Source organism: Pseudomonas sp. RIT-To-2, assembly GCF_029623465.1.
In the GTDB taxonomy this organism is placed as follows: domain Bacteria; phylum Pseudomonadota; class Gammaproteobacteria; order Pseudomonadales; family Pseudomonadaceae; genus Aquipseudomonas; species Aquipseudomonas silvicola.
Genome location: NZ_JAPYKM010000034.1, coordinates 44,491 through 64,002 on the forward strand (window position 1 = coordinate 44,491; position 19,512 = coordinate 64,002).

Sequence of the window (19,512 nt, forward strand, 5' to 3'; positions counted from 1 at the left end):
GGTCAGTGGCTGCTACCGAAGTCGTACTGCAGGTCGCCGTCACGGGCCGTGATACGCACCCCGGCCAGGGGCTTGCCTTCGAGCATGCGGGTGAGGAACTCGCGGCTCATGTCAGGCAGCAGGCTATTGGTAAGAATGGCGTCGATCATGCGCCCGCCACTTTCGTTCTCGGTGCAGCGCGAGACGATCTGGTCGATAACCGCGTCATCGTACTCGAACGCTACTTTGTGGGTGCTTTCCACGCGCCGCTTGATGCGGTCCAGTTGCAGGCGGGTGATGGCCTTGAGCATGTCATCGCTGAGCGGGTAGTACGGAATGGTCACCAGGCGCCCCAACAAGGCCGGCGGGAAGATTTCCAGCAACGACGGGCGCAGGGCCTTGGCGATATCGTCCGGGTCCGGCGCGGCACGCCCCGGTTGGCAAAGGGTGGCGATGGTTTCGGTGCCGGCGTTGGTGGTCAGCAGGATCAAGGTGTTCTTGAAGTCGATCAAGCGGCCTTCACCATCTTCCATCACCCCCTTGTCGAAGACCTGGAAAAAGATCTCATGCACATCGGGGTGGGCTTTTTCCACCTCGTCCAGCAGCACCACGCTGTAGGGCTTGCGCCGTACCGCTTCGGTCAGCACGCCGCCTTCGCCATAGCCCACGTAACCGGGCGGTGCGCCCTTGAGGGTGGACACGGTATGCGCCTCCTGGAATTCGCTCATGTTGATGGTGATGATGTTCTGCTCACCGCCATATAACGCCTCGGCCAGGGCCAGGGCCGTTTCGGTCTTGCCCACGCCAGATGTGCCGGCGAGCATGAAAACGCCAATCGGCTTGCTGGGATTGTCGAGCCCGGCGCGGGATGTCTGGATGCGTTTGGCGATCATCTTCAGGGCGTGGTCCTGGCCAATGATGCGCTTGGCCATGAGCTGGTCGAGCTTGAGCACCGTCTCTATTTCATTGCGTGCCATGCGCCCCACCGGAATACCGGTCCAATCGGCGACCACCGCGGCCACGGCCTGGTAGTCGACAGTAGGCAGAATCAATGGTGTTTCGCCCTGCAATTCACCCAAGCGTCGTTGCACATCGCGCAACTGGGCGCGCTGGGCATGGTGGCCGTCTTCGCTGTCTACCACACCGGCGCTTTCACGCAGGCTGGCACGCAGCATCAGCAACTCGTCCACCAGGGCCTTCTCTTCGCTCCATCGGCCTTCCAGCTCGGCCAGCCGCGCGCGTTCAGTGCCGAGCGCATCGTCCACCGCGGCCTGGCGCTGGCTGACATCCACGCCCACGGCGTATTCGCGGGCAATGATGGCCTGCTCGGTTTCCAGCGCTTCGATACGCCGGCGGCTGTCATCCACCTCGGCGGGTACCGCGTGCAGACTGATGGCGACACGGGCACAGGCGGTGTCCAGCAGGCTGACCGATTTGTCCGGCAACTGGCGCGCGGGAATGTAGCGATGGGACAGCTTGACCGCGGCCTCCAGGGCTTCGTCGAGTACCTGAACCTGATGGTGTTTTTCCATGGTCGAGGCCACGCCGCGCATCATTAGCAAGGCATTGGCCTCGGAAGGCTCGGCCACCTGCACCACCTGGAAGCGACGGGTCAGGGCCGGGTCTTTTTCGATGTGTTTTTTGTACTCCGCCCAGGTAGTGGCGGCAACAGTGCGCAGGGTACCGCGGGCCAGCGCCGGTTTCAGCAGGTTGGCAGCATCGCCGGTGCCGGCGGCGCCACCGGCACCGACCAAGGTGTGGGCTTCGTCGATGAACAGGATGATCGGCTTGGGCGAGGCCTGAACGTCTTCGATGACCTGACGCAGGCGCTGTTCGAACTCGCCTTTCATGCTGGCACCGGCTTGCAGCAGGCCAACGTCCAGGCTGCGCAGTTCCACGTCCTTGAGCGCGGGCGGTACGTCACCGGCAACGATGCGCAAGGCAAAGCCCTCGACCACGGCGGTCTTGCCCACACCGGCCTCCCCCGTGAGGATGGGATTGTTCTGGCGGCGACGCATGAGGATGTCCACCAGTTGGCGGATTTCGTCGTCGCGCCCCACGATAGGGTCGAGCTTGCCACTTCGCGCTTGCTCGGTGAGGTCGACGGTAAAGCGCTTGAGTGCTTCCTGCTTGCCCAGCGCGCTGGGGGCAATGGCGCCGCTGGCCTCCCCGGGCGCCGCCGAGGTGAAGCCATCGGTAGCCGCCAGGGCATTTTCCGGCGAGTCGCCCACGTATTCGTCGAAGCGCTCGGTCAGGCTCTCCACCTTGAGCTTGTCGAACTCGGCACTCAGGCCCAGCAGCGCGTGGCGCAGGCTTGGGGTCTTGAGAATACCGATAACCAGATAGCCGGTGCGCACCTGGCTTTCACCGAACATCAGGCTGCCGTACACCCAGCCGCGCTCCACACTCTCCTCGACTTGCGAGGACAGGTCGGTGATCGACGTCGAGCCACGGGGCAAGCGGTCCAGGGCTTCGGTCAGGCCCTGGGCAACACGTGCCGGGTCCAGGTTGAACTGGCGAATGATACGGTGCAGGTCGCTGTCCTGCAGTTGCAGCAACTGGTGGAACCAGTGCGCCAGCTCCACATAGGGGTTGCCGCGCAGCTTGCAGAATACGGTGGCGGCTTCGATAGCCTTGTAGGCCACGCTGTTGAGTTTGCCGAACAGCGCGGCGCGGCTGATTTCACCCATGGGTCAAGTCCTTTGCAATGTGAGGGTCGGCGTAATGCCGTGACAGCAGCAGGTCGGCAGCATCCGCGCCGGGGCTGCCAAGCCAGGTGTTGAAGCCCAGGCGGCTTTCGCCGGCCAGTGTGGCGGGGGGGATCTGTCCCTGCTGCAGGACCAGGTTCAGGTCCCAGTCCAGCTCATCGCCCTGATACTCGCGCACCCAGGCCGCCACCTCGAGGAACAGGCTGGCCCCGGGCAACAGGGCCATGTAGCGGTCCAGTGGCAACGGGCCCATGCGCAGGCGGAACTTGTGCTGACGGTCCCAGACATGGCTGCCCAGGCACAGGTCTTCACCCAGGCGGCAGTGCTGCACGCCCAGGCGATTGCGGTCAGGGATGGGCAACCACTGGCCGACGAACTCTTCGATGCTCACGGGAACGCCGAAGTACTCGCTCAGGATCGAGCGCAGGCCATCGGGGTATCGGGTCTGCGCCGCGAGGTGGCCGCTGTAGTGGAACTTGGCGCTATCGGCGAGCGGCCCCTGGCCGAGCAGGCTGTCCATGCCGCGGCCGCACAAGGCCGCCAGGCGCGCCGACCAGTAGTCGTCATCGGGGCGGTCATGGCTGACCGTCGGCCGCGCTTCGGCCCAGGCCCGGTAGAACAGGCTGAGCAGACGGTGGTGGAACATGTCCAGGAAGTGCTTGGTGGTGCTGTCGCCCTGGTTACGCTCACGGTCGCGTACGTACTCGGTCATGGGCAGCGGCATGGGGCCATTGGGGCCACCCAGGCCGAAGAAGAACTGCTCAAGGCGCGGCGCCTGCCCGGCATCACCTGGGGTCAGGGCGGCGAGGGTCGCCGGGGCGAAGGTGCAGTCAGCGCGCTGGCCCAAGCGCAGCGGGTCTTCGCTGAGGCGGCGGGAATGCCCTAGCCGTGGCAGTTCGGGGGCCTCGCATTGCAAGCGTCGCAGTGCCTGGAAGAAATCGAACTCCCAAGGGGCCGCGTGCATGGCGGGCTGGCTGTTCACAGGGTCGGCCGCGCGCCGGGCTGGGCTTTCCATCGCATGATCTCGCCGCGTTCGGTGGTCTTGACCACGGTTTCGGTAAAGCTGTTGATCGATACATAGCGGGTCAGGAACCGCTGGAACACCGCGCCCAGCATGAACACCCCCGCGCCCCGAAAGGCGTTCTCGTCGAAGGTCAAGGTAATTTCCAGGCCGCGCCCGAACACGATCGGACCGGGCATCGGCAGGCGGCGGGTACAGGGCACGGCACTGACCTCGCGCAGGCCTTCGATCTGCAGTTGCAGGGCCGGGTCCTTGTCATCGCCGTAAAGGCGCAGCAGCTCGCGCAAGGCCGCAGCGCCCTGGCCCTGCTCGGTCAGCGACAGGTAGTTGAGCGACAGTTGGCTGATCAACCGCCAGGCCTTGCCGTCGTGCGCATGGCTGGCCCGTGGCCGGCTCGGCCCGGCCAGGCAGCGCACCGACAGCACGGGGGCGCTGTCGGAGAGGGTGAAGTCGGTGCTGCCGCCGCCTACGTTCATGAACAGTGGCAGGTCGCGGTTGGTACACAGGGCGCCCACGCCGAGCTGGCGCAAGTCATGACGGTACGGCGCCTGGGTGGCGTCCACCAGGCTGATGAACGTCTCGCTGCCCACGTAGTTGGAACGCGGGCCCAGGCGGCGCTGGTTACTGGACAGGACCCGTTCCTCCCGGCGCACAACGTAATAGGCCTGATCACGGCCGTAGCGCGACGGGTCACGCACAGCGTAGAACGGCAGGAAAGCCTGGTCAGGGCCCGTGCCGTGGCCGCTGAGGTCGGTGAGCGAGTGCACCTCGAAATCCATCGGCCGGGTGCGGTCGGCGATGACGTGGTGCTCGTTGACCCGATCCGACAGGTGAATGCGGTCCAGGCGCCGTGCAAACAGGTTGATGGCCGGGGTGCACCACAGCTTGAAATGGCTGGCATCGACCTGCCCGTCCAGCGCCTTGTCATGGCTGCTGAACAACACGATCACTTCCAGGGCCTGGCTGGCACAACGCTTGACGGCACCTTGCAAACCGGCGAGCTCGACGAACAGGAAGCGCTGCGGCAAAGCGAAATATTCCTGCAGCAGCCGATAACCCTGGAACGCTTGCGGCACCACCGGCAATGCCGCGTCGGCGTCGTCGAAACCCCGCGAACGCAGTGCGTCGGCGGGTAGCCGCTCGAGCCAGTCACCGCCGGGTTCACGGATGAAAACCGCACAAGCGTTGCCAAGCAGTTGCTCGTACAAGCGCGAAGGCTGCTCACCCGCGCCGTGCAGGTACAGCGGCAATTCGTCCAGGCCCAGTTCGTTGAAGGCCTGCCCGGCCCCCGTGCGCAAGGTCAGGCGCAGGCCGGCGCGGGCTTTGGGCTCGCTGGCTGCCAGCCGCCCGAGCACCGCCTGCGGGTTGCCAAAGTACTCGGCCTGGGCCAGCGCCACCGGCCACAACGTGACCGGGTGGGCGGTGCGGTATTCGCAGCAGGTCTGGCTGTCACGGCCCAGGGTTGCACGCAAGGCGGTGCCACGCTTGAGGGTGAAGCCGGCACCCAGCGTGCCTTCCTCGGTATCGGGGTTGAACTGCACCACCGTCATCGATGGGGTCGGTGCCAGGTAATGCGGGTAGGCAATTTCCAGCAGGTTGTGGGTGAAGGTCGGGTATTCGGCATCCAGCTTGAGCTGCACCCGCGCCGTGAGGTAGGCGAATCCTTCCAGCAGCCGCTCCACATAGGGGTCGGCACAGTCGATACCATTGAGCGACAGGCGCCCGGCGATTTTGGGGTACTGCTGGGCGAACTCCGCGGCACCGTCGCGGATGTGTTGCAGTTCCTGATTGTAGAATTCCAGCAGGCGCGGGTTCATGAACGCCTCCGCTCGGCCTGCACCACGCGCACATGGCCGGACTCCAGGTCCAGGTCCGTCTGCAACAGCAGACGCAGCGGTACCGGCTGCGCCCACAGGTCACCTTCGATGGCGAAGCACAAGGCGTTATGGTTCATTTCACCGGGCGCCAGCGCGGCCTTTACCCGCACGCTGGCGGCCAGAATGCGCGGTTCGAAGGTGATGATGGTCTGGCGAATCATGCGTTCCAGTGCTTCGACATCGACATTGGAAACGCTGTTGCCCGCCAGTGCCGGTAACCCGTAGTTGAGCACCGAGGAGCCGGCCGGGGTGTTCTGGCTGGTGTCGGCATCGAACAGGCACGTGCTGTTGAGCAGCCAGGTCAGGTCGCGCAGCACCGACTCCTTGAGCTGGTTGAGCGACAGCGCGCGCTGTTCGGCCGGTTCATCGAGCACGCCCGGCCGGTCGTCGCTCAGGCGGTCGAGCAGCGACGGCTGCAAGCGCTCGCGGGGGTTGAGGACATTGGAAGGCGTGGCCATGGTTCAGGCACCGAAGGGGCAAGGGCAGACAAGCGGCAACGGCGCCAGAACGCCGCTGCCGGGGCTATCAGAGCTTGACGTTCTGACGGATGTTCCAGCCGTACTTGACCGGGCCGCCATCCTTGCTGCCGTCGGCTTTCTGCGGCTGGTAGTCAACCAGCACCTGGGCGAAGTTGAGGGTGACGTTTTCGGTCAGACGGTCATCATGGTTGGTGCCGCCGGTGCTCAGGGAGGAGATCAGTACTTCCTTGAGGGTGATGATCATGTACTCGACCTGGCTTTCGCCGCCGGCCTTGCGGATCACCAACTTGGCTTCCGGGTAATGCTTGCCGCTGGAGCACGCCATCATCAGGTTCGGCGACGACTTGTCGACGTACTTGGTGATCGACAGGTCCTGGACATTGACCTTGCCGGCACCGCCGCCGCTGCCCATGTGCATGGAACCGCTCTGGGACATGCCCCAGGTCCATGACAGGACGTCGATTTCGTCTTTGTGGGCCGAGTCCTGGGACTCACCCTTGATGTCGCCGATCTTGATGAACATGTCTACTGCCATGATTCCTCCTGGAATGCGTTAGTGGCGATGACACGGCGCCTTGGCGCGCCGCGTCGCTGTGTCGGTGTCAGGCGCCTTTGGCCGATGGCAGCTTGGAAACCAGGCGCAGGGAAACGGTGAGGCCCTCAAGCTGGTAATGCGGGCGCAGGAAGAACTTGGAGTTGTAGTAACCCGGGTTGCCTTCCACTTCCTCCACCACCACCTCGGCGGCGGCCAGCGGGTGCTGGGCCTTGGTGGTTTCGGTGGAGTGCGCTGGATCGCCGTCGACGTAGTTGAGAATCCAGTCCTGCAGCCAGCGCTGCATGTCATCCTTCTCTTTGAACGAGCCGATCTTGTCGCGCACGATGCACTTCAGGTAATGCGCGAAGCGGCAGGTGGCGAACAGGTACGGCAGCCGCGCGGCCAGGTTGGCGTTGGCGGTGGCGTCCGGGTCATCGTATTCGGCCGGCTTCTGCAAAGACTGGGCGCCGATGAATGCGGCGAAGTCAGTATTCTTCTTGTGCAGCAACGGCATGAAGCCGTTCTTGGCCAGTTCCGCTTCGCGACGGTCGGAAATGGCGATTTCGGTCGGGCACTTCATGTCCACGCCACCGTCATCGGTGGGGAAGGTATGCGCCGGCAGGTTCTGTACTTCACCACCCGATTCAACGCCGCGAATGCGCGAGCACCAGCCATAGTGCTTGAACGATCGGTTGATGTTCACGGCCATGGCGTAGGCGGCGTTCGCCCAGGTGTATTTGCTGCTGTCGGCGCCGTCGGTGTTTTCTTCGAAAGCGAAGGCTTCCACCGGGTCGGTCTTGGCGCCATACGGCAGGCGCGCCAGGAAGCGCGGCATGGTAAGGCCGATGTAGCGTGAATCCTCGGACTCACGCAGCGAGCGCCAGCCAGCATATTCCGGGGTGGTGAAGATCTTGGTCAGGTCGCGCGGGTTCGACAGTTCCTGCCATGACCCCATGCCCATCACCGTTGGCGAGGCCGCGGCGATGAAAGGCGCGTGCATGGCCGCGCAGACCTTGGACAGCTCGCCCAGCAGTTCGACATCGGGTGGCGACTGGTCGAAATAGTAATCGCCCACCAGGCAACCGTAAGGTTCGCCGCCGAACTGGCCGTACTCTTCCTCGTACATCTTCTTGAAGATCGGGCTCTGGTCCCAGGCCGTACCCTTGAATTTCTTCAAGGTCTTGTGCAGCTCCGGCTTGGCGATGTTAAGCACGCGAATCTTCAGTTGCTCATCGGATTCGGTGTTGTTCACCAGGTAGTGCAGGCCCCGCCAGGCGCTTTCCAGTTTCTGGAACTCGGGGTGATGGATCACCTGGTTGACCTGAGCGGTGAGCTTGGCGTCGATGGCGGCGATGATCGATTCGATCGACTTGATGGCGTCGTTGGACACCAGGTTGGTCTGCGCCAGTGCCTGCTCGGCCAGGGTGCGCACAGCAGTTTCCACCGCTTCGCGGGCACGCTCGGTCTTGGGCTTGAATTCCTGCAGCAACAGAGAGGCGAACTCGCTGGCCTGCTCGGTCACCGCCGGTTGCGGCTGACTGTCTTTCATCAACTCGGACATGGGGGGTTCCTGATCAGGTGTTGGGCTCGGAGTCGCGGGGTTTCGGCGCACTGGCCAGGGCCTGCAGCAGCGCTGGGTCCTGGATGGCCTTCATGATCACGTCCTCGGCGCCGGTCTTGCCGTCCATGTAGGTCAGCAGGTTGGCCAGCTGGGTACGGGCCTCCAGCAGTTGGTTCAGGGCGTCGACCTTGCGGGCCACGGCAGCCGGGCTGAAGTCGTCCAAGCTTTCGAAGGTAATGTCCAGGCTGAGGTTGCCTTCGCCAGTCAGCTCGTTGGGCACGTGAAAGGCCACGCGTGGCTTCATGGCCTTGAGGCGCGAATCGAAATTGTCGACGTCGATTTCCAGGAACTTGCGCTCGGCGACAGGGGCCAGGGGCTCTTCCGGCTTGCCGGCGAGGTCGGCCATCACACCCATGACGAAGGGCAGTTGGACCTTCTTCTCGGCGCCGTACAGCTCGACGTCATATTCGATCTGCACGCGCGGGGCGCGGTTGCGCGCAATGAACTTCTGGGAACTGGTAGTGGCCACGTTGCTCCTCCTTGTCGCCTGGGCGACCTGTTGAGGTCATGGCCTGCTGAGGCAGCCGGCCACTGACTGTACGACGAGGTCTTCGGCGCCTATTCGGCGTCGGGACCGCGCAAGTTTTCGAATTGGTGCATGCCATCGGGAATCAGGTTGCGCACGATGGCGGCAAAATCCGCGCTGACCAGTTGGCGGGCGCGGGTGAGCAATACCGGCACGGGACTGGAGGGCTCGTGGCGGGCGTAGTAATCGAGGATTTTCTGCAGGCTTTGCTGCACATCGTCACGGTTGTTGATTTCACCGTGGTTACGCGGGGCTGCAGGCAGGTGATGCACCTGCGCACCCACGCCGGCCGCAGCCGGCTGTGCAGGCTCGGCTTCGGGCACACCCGTGCCGAGGATCTGCTGAGCGAGTTTCAAGGGCCGGTCGAGTGCGCTCAGGTCGACACCCTGTGCCACACCCAACTGCGCGGCCACCTGGGTTTCGATGCCCTGCAAGGCCTGGCGCGCCTGCTGCAGCGCCTCACGAGTGGCCTGCAATTGCTCGGGATCGCTATCCTGCAGGGCACCACGCAACTGCTCAGCGCCCAGGTTTTCCCCCTGGAAATGCTGCAAGCCGCTGGCGTTGGCGGCGGCCCTCAGGCTGATGTTGCCGAATGCCCGCGAACGCACCAGTGGGGTATCGCGCAGCAGGGTCAGGGTGATATCGCCGGCCAGCCCCACCAGGGCATTGAGGCGCAAGGTAGGGTCATCATCGTCGTCGGCATCGAGCAACGGGTGCAGATGGGGCCAGTGGTTTTCAAGCAGACCCTGCACCAGCAGCAGGCTGTCGGCCAGACCTTTCAGGCCTTCGACGGCCAATGAGCCCTGAAGCAGGAAATGGCAGATTCGCAGGTCTTTGCTGCGTTGCAGAAGTTGCTCGGCCTGCTGGCTTATATCGCGCCATTGCGGGGGTTCGGCTGCAAGTACGGCGTCGCCCATGATGCGTTCCGGTTGCCCAACCGCGGCCCGTTCCAATTGCAGGAACTGCGGGTCGTATTCCAAATCTTCACCACACGGGAAGTCTTCGGAAACAGGCGCCAACAGCAACGCGACATCCACCAAGATTTGATCTCCTTATCCCCGCTGGCGGGCGGGTAATGGCACGGAAGTTCCAGTTGCTTTATCGAACTGCCTCGCGCCAGAAATGAACACGGCGATATCACCGAGCCACTACTGCATTGTAGAAAGTCCGACATTTTTGGTGTAGTTAAGGGGCCTTGTCAAGGTAAGCTATGGCCCCTTGCCACTGGGTCACCTCCTGTGGCAACTGGCTACACAGATATTAAATTCGACGAAAATGCTGATTAAAGCGCCTTAAAAACGGAAAATCAGCATTAAAATGCGCACTACGCTCTTACTCGGAAGCGAGGCGCATGGCAGCAAGGAGGCTCGATGTCACTGCGTTTGACAATTACCAGCTATCACAAGATCACGCCCGGCCAATGTTCGGAAGTGATGCTGGACAGTGGCGTCCTGAAAATAGGCCGCGGCCCCGAGAATGATTGGGTATTACCAGACCCTGAACGACTGATATCAACTAGCCACTGCACTGTTCAATATCGTGACGGCAATTACCTGCTGACCGATAACAGTACAAATGGAGTGGAACTGGTCACCTCAGCTATCCGTTTGCGCAGAGGGAACAGCGAGCGTCTTGTTGACGGCGAAGTTATTCGTATCGGCGATTACGAGATACAGGCCAGTATCAGCGCAGAACTTGCGTTCATGGGTGATAGTGCTAGCCATAACAGTGAAGCCATCAGTTTCGATGCGTTGATGGGTGCGCAGGCCCAGCCGGCAAGCCCCGTGCGCCTGCCCGCTCAATTCGAGCAGGCCTCGGCCGGCGACACCTTGCCCGACCTGTTCGATTTTCTCGCCCCTGCGCCTTTGGCACCTGCCACCCAGCCAGACCATGTACCGGCCCAGCAGCATGCGTTTACCCCGCCCCAACCAACCGCACCGGCACCTGTGCCGGAGCCGCGGCAACCGGCCGCCTTGATTCCCGAGGGCTGGGACTTGCTGGGCAATACCCCGGCGCCCCAACCCCAGCCCACGCCTGAGCCCGTTGCGCAGCACGTTGCCCTGCCTCCCGAGCCGTTACAGACGGCGGCCACGCCGCCAGCGCCCCAACCGGGCACCGGCGATGCGTCACTGCAGGCGTTTCTGCGTGGCGCTGGCCTGGGCCAGTTGCGCATCGACGACCAACAGGCCGCGGCCCAGATGGAAAACCTGGGTCGCAGTTATCGGCTGATGGTTGAAGGGCTTATCGACGTATTGCGCGCACGGGCCAGCCTCAAGGGCGAGTTCCGTATGCAGCAGACTCTGATCCGCCCAGTGGAAAACAACCCACTGAAGTTCGCCCCCAATGCCGACGAAGCCCTGCTGCTGTTGCTGCGCCATGGCAACCAGGCATTCATGGCCCCCGAGCAGGCCATCACCGACAGCTTTGCAGACCTCAAGGCTCATCAGTTGGCGGTGATGGCGGGGGTGCAGGCCGCCATCGGCCACCTGCTCAAGCGTTTCGAACCCGCCGCACTGCAAGCCCGGCTGGAAAGCCCCGGGGGGCTGGCCGGGTTGCTGGCCGGCTCGCGGCAGGCGCGCTACTGGCAGCAATTCACCGAGCTTTACCAGCAGATCGCCGGCGAAGCCGAGGACGATTTCCACGACCTGTTCGGCCGCGAATTCAGCCGCGCCTACGAGGAACACACCAGCCGACTGCGTCGCCCCTGAGCGGCAACAGGAACAAACGGATACGTAGCAGTTGTCATTGAGGACAAAGGATGAGGATCAGCGTTTTACTGGCCGTTGCGGCGACCCTGCTGCTGGCAGCCTGTGCCAAGGACCCGGCGCCCGCGGTGGCCGATACGTCCGCGGCGCCCCTGGTATTGCACCTGCAGGCCATCGCCGGGCTCAACCCCGGCGCGGACGGCCAGCCAGCCCCCGTGCGCGTGCGGCTGTACGAGCTGAAGAACGCTGCGGTGTTTTCCCGGGCCGATTATTTCGCCCTGGCCGACCGTGCCCAGGCCACCTTGGGCAGCGACCTGCTGGACCAGGATGAAGTGCTGGTGCAGCCCGGTGAATACCGCCAGGTCACCCGCCACCTGAACCCAGGTACCCGTCACCTCGGCTTGGTGGTGGGCTATCGCGCCCTTGACCAGGCGTTGTGGCGCGACGTGATTGCGGTAGCGCCCGGCGAAGGCGGTGAATTGCAGATCAGCCTCGACGTCAATGCGGTGCGCAGCGCCGCGGTCGTCACCCCCTAATCCTGAGGAGAACCCATGTCCTGGAACAATCGAGTGGTGTGGTCGGAGGGGATGTTCCTGCGCCCGCAGCATTTCCAGCAGCACGACCGCTATCTGGAAACCCTGATCGACGCCCGCAGCCGGCCATTCGTGGCGGGTAGCTGGGGTTTCTCGGAGTTGCTGGTTGACCAGGCATTGCTGGGCCAAGGCAAGCTGGCGATCCTCAGCGCCCGCGGCCTGCTGCCCGACGGCACACCGTTCAACATTCCGGCAGATGACCCGGCGCCAGCGCCCCTGGATATCGACGAACACCTGCGCGACGGGCTGGTTTACCTGGCCTTGCCGCTCAAGCGCGCAGGCGTGCGCGACACTGTGGAGGAAGGCGAGGCCGCAGGTGCGGCGCGTTATCAGAGCCAGGTTCGCGAAGTGCGTGACGATAATGCCCCCTTCGAGAACCGCGCCCCCGTGGCCGTTGGCAACCGCGCCTTGCGCCTGCTGACCGATCAGGATGGCCTGGACGACCAGGCTGCGCTGGGCGTGGTGCGAGTGGTGGAAAAGCGTGCCGACCGCGCGCTGGTGCTGGACGAGCGCTACATCCCGCCGGTACTGGATGTGGCCGCCAGCAAAGTGCTCAGCGCCTTTACCCGGGAACTGCAAGGCCTGCTGCATCAGCGTGGCGAAGCGTTGGGCGGCCGGGTGGTGGCCAGCAACGCCGGTGGCGCCTCGGAAATCGCCGATTTCATGCTGCTGCAACTGGTCAACCGCGCCCAGCCTCTGGTCGCCCATCTTGCACGCTTGAGCCCCCTGCACCCCGAGCGGCTGTACAGCGAGCTGGTCAGCCTGGCCGGCGAATTCGCCACGTTTGCCAGCGACAACCGCCGCCCCGAAGACTTCGGGCTATACCAGCACGACAACCTGGCGCCGAGTTTCGAGCCGGTGATGCTCGCGTTGCGTGCCGCGCTCTCGATGCTGATGGACAGCAAGGCCACGCCGATTCCTATCGTCGAGAAAGCTTATGGGGTGCACGTGGCGATGCTCGCCGACCGCACCCTGATCGACAACGCCAGCTTCATTCTGGTGGTGCGCGCCGACGTACCTGGGGAAACCCTTCGCGGACGCTTCGCCCAGCAGAGCAAGGTAGGGTCGGTTGAGCACATCCGCGACCTGGTGAACCTGCAACTGCCCGGCATCGGCTTGCTGCCGTTGCCCGTGGCCCCGCGCCAACTGCCCTATCACGCCGGCTCCACTTACTACGAACTGGACCGCGGCAGCGAACACTGGCAGCAATTGCGCCAATCGGGCGGCTTTGCCTTCCACATCGCCGGGCAGTTCCCGGGCCTGGACCTGGCGTTCTGGGCGATACGAGGGTAACCGGCCATGCACGACGACCGCACCATGATCATGCCGCGCCCTGGTGGCCGCGGCGCCCCGGCCGGTGGGCAAGACACACCACCCCTGCAAGTGCCAAGCGCACCGGTGCTCAATGCTGATGCCCAGGGCCTCAACCCCCTGGAGCAAGCTGCCGGCCCATTGCTGACACTGCTTACGCGCCTGCGCAACACCATCGCTCACCCGGCGCCCGCCAGCCTGCGCGCGCAGTTGCTGACCTGCCTGCGCCAGTTCGAAGCGCGCGCCGAAGCCGCCGGTATTGCCCGCAACGATGTGCTGCTGGCGCGCTACGTGCTGTGCACGGCCCTGGACGAGGCGGTCCTGAGTACGCCATGGGGCAGCGCCAGCGACTGGGGCAAGCAGAGCCTGCTGATCACTGAACACAAGGAAGCCTGGGGCGGCGAGAAAGTCTTCCAGTTGCTTGACCACTGCCTGCAAAGCCCACGTGAGCGCCTGTACCAGCTGGAGCTGTTGTATTTGTGCATTTGCCTGGGCTTCGAAGGGCGCTACCGGGTGATGCACGACGGCCGCAGCCAACTGGACGCCTTGCGCGAACGCACCAGCGCTGCCATCCGCAGCGCGCGTGGCGAATACGAACATGAGCTGTCGCCCCACTGGCGCGGGGCCAAGGTTGCCCGTGACCGCCTGGCGCAGTTCCTGCCACCCTGGGTGGGCCTGGCCGTGGCCGTGGCACTGCTGCTGTTGTTGCTGACAGGGCTGCGCTTGAAACTGGCCGCCGACGCCGAGCCAGTGTTCAAGCACATTCATGCCCTGGGGGATGTTCCGGTACAGTCCATCGACCGGCCGACCCAGCGGCCTAAGATCGTCGAGCGACCACGCCTGGCCGGCTTCCTGGCCGATGACGTTCGGGCTGGCCGCGTGGCAGTGGAAGATGCCGTCGACCGCTCTATCGTCACCATCCGTGGCGACGAGTTGTTCCCCTCCGCCAGCGCCAGCATCAAGGATGACTTCCAACCGCTGATGCTGCGCATCGCCGAGGCCATCGGCAAGGTCAAGGGCCGGGTGCTGGTGACTGGCCACAGCGATAACCGCCCCATCGCCACCCTGCGCTTCCCGTCGAACTGGAAGCTGTCCCAGGCCCGGGCCGAAGAAGTGCGCCAGCTGCTCGCGGCGCGCACAGGCCAGGCCGAGCGCTTTAGCGCCGAAGGCCGCAGCGACACCGAGCCGCTGGCGTCCAACGCCACCGCCGAAGGCCGCGCGCGTAACCGCCGGGTTGAAATCACTGTGTTTGCGGAGGGGGTAGAGTGAAGGCCGTTCTTGCGTTTGTAGTGCGCTGGGTTGTCCCGGTACTGGGCCTGCTCGCCCTGAGCCTGGTGATCTGGTTCGTCGGCCCATTGCTGGACGCGCTGGTGCCCGAGGCCCGGCGCTGGGCACTGATCGTGCTGCTGTTTGGCGCGTGGCTGGCCTACCGGGTGTGGCGCATTGTGCAGGCACGGCGGCAGGCCGCCAGGGTGCTGGCCAGCCTGGAAGCCGACGCCGCGCCCGACCCCGCCAGCGTCGCCACAGCCGAAGAGCTGGCCACCCTCAAGGCACGCATGGCCGAGGCCTTGGCCTTGTTGAAGAAAGCCCGCCTGGGCGGCGACGAGAAGCGCAGCCTCTACGAGCTGCCCTGGTACGTGATCATCGGCCCGCCTGGCTCGGGCAAGACCACTGCCCTGCTCAACTCCGGCCAGAATTTCCCGCTGGCCGCACAAATGGGTGCCGGCGCCGTGCAAGGCGTGGGAGGCACGCGCAACTGCGACTGGTGGTTTACCGACCAGGCTGTCCTGTTGGACACTGCCGGGCGGTACACCACCCAAGACAGCCACGCCACCGTGGACAAGGCTGCGTGGCTGGGCTTCCTCGACCTGCTCAAGACCCAGCGGCCCAGGCGCCCCGTGGATGGCGCGTTCATCGCCATCAGCTTGTCCGACCTGCTGCTGGCCAGTGAAGCGGAGCGCGCTGCCCACGCGGCGGCGATTCGCTCGCGCATTCAGGAGTTGTATAGCCAGCTGGGCGTGCGCCTGCCCATCTACCTGACCCTGACCAAGCTCGACCTGGTACCGGGCTTCATGGAGTTTTTCGACAACCTCAGCAAGGAAGAGCGCGCTCAGGTCTGGGGCATGACCTTTGCCCTGGATGACGGCAAGCAAGGTGATGGACCGCTGGCGCAACTGGACGGTGAATTCCAGGGCCTGGAACTGCGCTTGAACCAGCGGCTGGTGGAGCGCCTGCAACAGGAGCGAGACCCGGCGCGCCGGGACCTGATCTACGGTTTCCCCCAGCAGTTCAGCGCCCTCAAAAGCACGTTGCAAGAATTCCTGCAGGCGGTGTTCCGCCCCAACCCCTTCGAAACGCGGGTGTTGCTCCGCGGCGTGTACTTCACCAGCGGTACCCAGGAAGGCAGCCCCATCGACCGCCTGATCGGCGCCATGGCGCAGAGCATGAACCTGGACCGTCAGCACCTGGCGCGCCAGACCGGGACCGGTCGCAGCTACTTCATCCAGCGCCTGTTCACCGACGTGGCCTTTGCCGAGCGGGGCCTGGTGGGCAATAACCCCGCCGTGGAACACCGCCGCAAATGGCTGGCTCGCGGTGCATTGGCGGCCAGCGTGGCGTTGGTGCTGATCGTTAGTGGCCTGTGGGCTGCCAGCTACCGCGCCAACCAGGCCTACATCGCCGAGGTCGACCAGCGTGTCGCCCCCCTGGGCCAGGCCGTGCAGGCGTTGACCCCGGCCCAGCGCGAAGTGCTGTCGGTGCTGCCATTGCTCAACGCGACTCGACACCTGGCAGGCGACCCGCCGAGCTGGGCCGAAGGCCTGGGCCTGTATCAGGGCGACATGCTGGAAAGCGAAGCCGCCAGCGTCTACCGCAAGCTGCTGGTAGCCGTGTTTGCCCCGCGCCTGGTGAGCCGTGTCGAAGAACAGCTACGGGGCGGTGGCAACTCCGACTTCCTGTATGAGGGGCTCAAGGCCTACCTGATGCTGGCCGACCGTGACCATTACGACCCGGCCTTCATCAAGGCCTGGGTCAGCCTGGACTGGGAACAGCACCTGCCCCGCGACCTGCCGCCTGACCAGCGCCAGGCGCTCAACGAGCACCTGCAAGCCCTGTTCGACCGCCAGCCGCCTGCCGCGCGCCTGGACGACCGGCTGATCGACGACCTGCGTCGCCAGTTGCAGCAATTGCCCGTGGCCCAGCGCGTGTACGACCGGGTCAAACGCCAGAAACTGCCCGCCGGGGTCGGCGACTTCCGTATCAGCGAAGCGGCCGGCCGCGACGCCGCCCTGGTGCTGGTGCGCAAGAGCGGCAAGGCGTTGGGCGACCCTCTGAGCGGTTTCTTCACCGCCAAGGGGTACCAGCAGGCCTTCTTGCTGACCAGCATGAACCAATCCAACGCTTTGGCCGAAGAGCAGTGGGTGCTGGGCCTGGACCAAGCGCAGCAACAGGATGCCGTGGGCCTGGCAGCAGACGTGCGCCGCCTGTACCAGCAGGACTACATCCGCCAATGGGATGCGCTGCTGGCCGACATCGACTTCGTGCCCATCACCAACGTGGCCCAGGCTGCCGATGTACTGCGGGTCATCTCCGGGCCCAGTTCGCCACTCAAGAAACTGCTGCAGGCCGTGGCTCGTGAAACCGACCTGGGTGGCATGGACAAAGCCGTGGCCGCAGCCGCGGCACCGGTGGAAAACAACGTCGACAAGCTCAAGCAGAAACTCGGTTCGCTGGTGGGCCAGGCTCCTGTGACCGCCGTGCAAGCCCCCGTCAGCACCGAAGACCCGGTGAGCGCGCACTTTGCCGAGCTGAACAGCCTGGTGGGCAAGGCCGACGGCGAACCGGCCGCTATCGATGGCCTGCTGGCGGACCTCAATGCTCTGTACGTGCAGGTCAGCGCCATGGTCGGCGCCAGCGGCGACGCCCTGCTGGGCGAGGCCAAGAACCAGGCGACGGCCGCGGCCGCGCGAGTGAGCCTGACCGCCGAGCGCGAGCCGCCAGTGGTCCAGGGTCTGGTCAAGTCAGTGGTCAGCAGCACCACCAACAGCATGATGGGTGGGGTGCGCAACCAGCTCAATGCCGCCTGGGTCAGCGAAGTGGTGAATGTCTACCGGCAGTCGCTGGCCGGCCGTTATCCGCTGGTGGCCGGCAGCAACCGGGACGCCACGCTGGACGACTTCGGCCAGTTTTTCGGTGTGGGCGGGGTCATGGACAGCTACTTCCGCAAATACCTGCAACCCTACGTCGACACATCCGCCGCCACCTGGCGCTGGCAGCCCGGCGCCGCGCAGCGCCTGGGCATCACGCCTGGCATCCTGCAGACGTTCCAGCGCGCGGCATCCATTCGCGACGCCTACTTCCGTGCCGGTGGCACTCAGCCGGTGGTGCGCTTCGAGCTCAAGCCGGTGGCCATGGACAACACCATCAACCAGTTCAACCTTGACCTGGATGGCCAGCAGATCAGCTACGACCATGGCCCCAGCCGCCCCGTGGCGCTGCAATGGCCCAACCCCAACAGCGTCGGCGTGGTCCGCCTGGCCATCGAGCCACCCGCGGCCAGTGGCCGTTCCGGCATGACCCTGGACGGGCCCTGGGCCTGGTTCCGCCTGCTGCAGCAATCTGACCTGGCCAGCGCCGGCTCACCCGACCGCTTCACCCTGCGCTTGCGCGTAGACGGTGCGAGCATTTCCTACGAGTTGCGAGCCAACAGCGCCTTCAACCCGTTCAACAACCGCCTGGTCGCGGGCTTCAGCCTGCCGGAGCGGCTATGAGGCAGGCAGGTTTCTACGGCAAGCTCGCCAGCCTCGGCGACTTCATCCACCGCGACCTGCCTCAGGGTTTCATTCAGCCATGGGACACCTGGCTGGCGACTGGCTTGCGCGCCAGCCAGGCGCAGTTGGGCGATGCCTGGCTGGATGCTTACCTGATCAGCCCCCTGTGGCGCTTTGTGCTGGCGCCGGGGTTGTGCGGCGAACAGGCCATGACCGGTGTGCTGATGCCCAGTGTCGATCGCGTGGGCCGCTACTTTCCGCTGACGGTAGCGCGACCATTGGCAGTTGATACTGACCTGGGCGCGCTGGTCGGGGGCGCTCAGGCCTGGTTCGAGGCCGTGGAAGAAGCATTGCTGGGCACCCTCGAGCCGCAGGCCGCGCCTCAACATTTCGAGCAGGCGCTGGCCGGGCTGCCGGCCCTGGCAACGACCAGCGCCCTGCCCTGGGATGACTTCGCCGGCCTGCAACGCAGCCGTGCCGAAACGCCCGCCGCTCGCCAGACAGTGCTGGGCCAGTGGGCTTGCCAGGGCGCCAGTCTCTGGTGGGGCACAGGCTCCCAGCAGGTGGCAGCGGGCCTGCTGCGTTGCCAGGGCATGCCGGCCAGCGAAGTGTTTACGCGTTTCCTGCAAAGCCAGCAGGGGCCACTGTAAATGCCCATGACGCCTGTGCAGCATTACCAGAGCGCCAGTTACAGCCACGTGGGCATGGTCCGCCAGGTGAATGAAGACGCCTGCCTGGCCGTGCCGGAAAGCGGCCTGTGGGCGGTGGCCGACGGCATGGGTGGCCATGCCGCCGGGGACTACGTCAGCAGCTTGATCGTCGATGCCTTGCGGCGCATCCCCGCTTCACCGTCATTGCCGGTGTACAGCAACGCCTTGCGCCTGGCACTGGACGAAGTCAACACCCTTGTGCGCGACCAGGCCCAGCTGCGCGGCGTCGGCATGATGGGCAGCACCGTCGTGCTGCTGGCGGTGCGTGGCAGCCAGGGCATGTGCCTGTGGGCCGGTGACAGTCGCTTGTATCGGCTGCGAGGCGGCCAGTTGACCGGTGTTTCCCGCGACCACAGCTACGTGCAGGAACTGGTGGACAGCGGCCTGCTGACAGACGCTGAAGCGCGCCTGCACCCACGGGCCAACATCGTCACCCGCGCCATCGGCGTGGATAACGAACTGGAACTGGACAGCGCCTTTCTGCACATCCTGCCCGGCGACACCTACCTGCTGTGCAGCGATGGCCTGAACAAGACCGCCGAAGACCACGAAATACGCGACGTGCTATGCCACAGCGATGCCTATGCCGTGGTCCGCAGCCTGGTGCACCTGGGCCTGACCCGGGGCGCCCCCGACAACATTACCGCCGTCGTCATCAAGGCCAGCTGAAGAACACAC

The 19,512-nt window shown here is 64.8% G+C and carries 15 protein-coding genes; 7 read left to right on the forward strand and 8 right to left on the reverse strand.

Going from position 1 to position 19,512, the window contains the following annotated elements:
- Nucleotides 1–2: 2 nt before the first annotated feature.
- The 8 genes from tssH to tssA form a co-directional block, all read right to left on the reverse strand.
- The gene (gene tssH, locus QBK88_RS24510; RefSeq protein WP_277964046.1) at nucleotides 3–2,669 is read right to left on the reverse strand and encodes a type VI secretion system ATPase TssH; all 2,667 of its coding nucleotides are present in this window, start codon (nucleotides 2,667–2,669) and stop codon (nucleotides 3–5) included.
- A complete protein-coding gene (gene tssG, locus QBK88_RS24515) occupies nucleotides 2,662–3,702 on the reverse strand; it encodes a type VI secretion system baseplate subunit TssG (RefSeq protein ID WP_277964047.1) in 1,041 nt (346 codons plus the stop codon). Before tssG ends, tssH begins: the two co-directional genes overlap by 8 nt.
- Nucleotides 3,666–5,525 carry a type VI secretion system baseplate subunit TssF gene (gene tssF, locus QBK88_RS24520; protein ID WP_268146523.1) on the reverse strand — a complete coding sequence of 620 codons (1,860 nt, stop codon included), beginning with the start codon at nucleotides 5,523–5,525 and terminating at the stop codon, nucleotides 3,666–3,668. Before tssF ends, tssG begins: the two co-directional genes overlap by 37 nt.
- The gene (gene tssE / locus QBK88_RS24525) at nucleotides 5,522–6,043 is read right to left on the reverse strand and encodes a type VI secretion system baseplate subunit TssE (RefSeq protein ID WP_277964048.1); all 522 of its coding nucleotides are present in this window, start codon (nucleotides 6,041–6,043) and stop codon (nucleotides 5,522–5,524) included. Before tssE ends, tssF begins: the two co-directional genes overlap by 4 nt.
- Nucleotides 6,044–6,110: 67 nt before the next feature.
- A complete protein-coding gene (locus QBK88_RS24530) occupies nucleotides 6,111–6,599 on the reverse strand; it encodes an Hcp family type VI secretion system effector (protein ID WP_268146527.1) in 489 nt (162 codons plus the stop codon).
- A 67-nt stretch (nucleotides 6,600–6,666) separates the two neighbouring features.
- The gene (gene tssC / locus QBK88_RS24535; RefSeq protein ID WP_268146529.1) at nucleotides 6,667–8,160 is read right to left on the reverse strand and encodes a type VI secretion system contractile sheath large subunit; all 1,494 of its coding nucleotides are present in this window, start codon (nucleotides 8,158–8,160) and stop codon (nucleotides 6,667–6,669) included.
- Between the two features lie 13 nt (nucleotides 8,161–8,173).
- Nucleotides 8,174–8,689: a type VI secretion system contractile sheath small subunit gene (gene tssB, locus QBK88_RS24540; RefSeq protein ID WP_268146531.1), complete on the reverse strand. Its 516-nt coding sequence runs from the start codon at nucleotides 8,687–8,689 to the stop codon at nucleotides 8,174–8,176.
- A gap of 89 nt (nucleotides 8,690–8,778) precedes the next feature.
- Complete coding sequence (gene tssA, locus QBK88_RS24545; RefSeq protein WP_277964056.1) at nucleotides 8,779–9,783, reverse strand: type VI secretion system protein TssA; 1,005 nt, start codon at nucleotides 9,781–9,783, stop codon at nucleotides 8,779–8,781.
- A gap of 333 nt (nucleotides 9,784–10,116) precedes the next feature.
- Here tssA and tagH point away from each other — a divergent pair, with 333 nt between their 5' ends.
- Genes tagH through QBK88_RS24580 form a run of 7 tightly spaced genes read left to right on the forward strand, consistent with a single transcriptional unit; the run spans nucleotide 10,117 to nucleotide 19,503 of the window.
- Nucleotides 10,117–11,454 (forward strand): type VI secretion system-associated FHA domain protein TagH, encoded by a 1,338-nt coding sequence (tagH, locus tag QBK88_RS24550; protein WP_268146533.1) that lies wholly within the window; start codon nucleotides 10,117–10,119, stop codon nucleotides 11,452–11,454.
- 50 nt (nucleotides 11,455–11,504) lie between these two features.
- On the forward strand, nucleotides 11,505–11,987 hold the full coding sequence (tssJ, locus tag QBK88_RS24555) for a type VI secretion system lipoprotein TssJ (RefSeq protein ID WP_277964049.1): 483 nt from the start codon (nucleotides 11,505–11,507) through the stop codon (nucleotides 11,985–11,987).
- Between the two features lie 15 nt (nucleotides 11,988–12,002).
- Nucleotides 12,003–13,337, forward strand: coding sequence for a type VI secretion system baseplate subunit TssK (gene tssK, locus QBK88_RS24560; RefSeq protein WP_268146537.1), 1,335 nt, complete (start codon nucleotides 12,003–12,005; stop codon nucleotides 13,335–13,337).
- Between the two features lie 6 nt (nucleotides 13,338–13,343).
- Nucleotides 13,344–14,624 carry a DotU family type VI secretion system protein gene (locus QBK88_RS24565; protein ID WP_277964050.1) on the forward strand — a complete coding sequence of 427 codons (1,281 nt, stop codon included), beginning with the start codon at nucleotides 13,344–13,346 and terminating at the stop codon, nucleotides 14,622–14,624.
- Nucleotides 14,621–18,124 (forward strand): type VI secretion system membrane subunit TssM, encoded by a 3,504-nt coding sequence (gene tssM, locus QBK88_RS24570; protein WP_277964051.1) that lies wholly within the window; start codon nucleotides 14,621–14,623, stop codon nucleotides 18,122–18,124. Before QBK88_RS24565 ends, tssM begins: the two co-directional genes overlap by 4 nt.
- A complete protein-coding gene (tagF, locus tag QBK88_RS24575) occupies nucleotides 18,121–18,774 on the forward strand; it encodes a type VI secretion system-associated protein TagF (RefSeq protein WP_277964052.1) in 654 nt (217 codons plus the stop codon). Before tssM ends, tagF begins: the two co-directional genes overlap by 4 nt.
- Nucleotides 18,775–19,503 (forward strand): PP2C family protein-serine/threonine phosphatase, encoded by a 729-nt coding sequence (locus QBK88_RS24580; protein ID WP_445764991.1) that lies wholly within the window; start codon nucleotides 18,775–18,777, stop codon nucleotides 19,501–19,503.
- Nucleotides 19,504–19,512: the final 9 nt, after the last annotated feature.

Bases quoted from the DNA above. Each gene is read 5' to 3' on its own strand.
- tssH (WP_277964046.1), bottom strand. From the start codon at position 2,669: ATGGGTGAAATCAGCCGCGCCGCGCTGTTCGGCAAACTCAACAGCGTG.
- tssG (WP_277964047.1), bottom strand. From the start codon at position 3,702: ATGGAAAGCCCAGCCCGGCGCGCGGCCGACCCTGTGAACAGCCAGCCC.
- tssF (WP_268146523.1), bottom strand. From the start codon at position 5,525: ATGAACCCGCGCCTGCTGGAATTCTACAATCAGGAACTGCAACACATC.
- tssE (WP_277964048.1), bottom strand. From the start codon at position 6,043: ATGGCCACGCCTTCCAATGTCCTCAACCCCCGCGAGCGCTTGCAGCCG.
- QBK88_RS24530 (WP_268146527.1), bottom strand. From the start codon at position 6,599: ATGGCAGTAGACATGTTCATCAAGATCGGCGACATCAAGGGTGAGTCC.
- tssC (WP_268146529.1), bottom strand. From the start codon at position 8,160: ATGTCCGAGTTGATGAAAGACAGTCAGCCGCAACCGGCGGTGACCGAG.
- tagH (WP_268146533.1), top strand. From the start codon at position 10,117: ATGTCACTGCGTTTGACAATTACCAGCTATCACAAGATCACGCCCGGC.
- tssJ (WP_277964049.1), top strand. From the start codon at position 11,505: ATGAGGATCAGCGTTTTACTGGCCGTTGCGGCGACCCTGCTGCTGGCA.
- tssK (WP_268146537.1), top strand. From the start codon at position 12,003: ATGTCCTGGAACAATCGAGTGGTGTGGTCGGAGGGGATGTTCCTGCGC.
- QBK88_RS24565 (WP_277964050.1), top strand. From the start codon at position 13,344: ATGCACGACGACCGCACCATGATCATGCCGCGCCCTGGTGGCCGCGGC.
- tagF (WP_277964052.1), top strand. From the start codon at position 18,121: ATGAGGCAGGCAGGTTTCTACGGCAAGCTCGCCAGCCTCGGCGACTTC.
- QBK88_RS24580 (WP_445764991.1), top strand. From the start codon at position 18,775: ATGCCCATGACGCCTGTGCAGCATTACCAGAGCGCCAGTTACAGCCAC.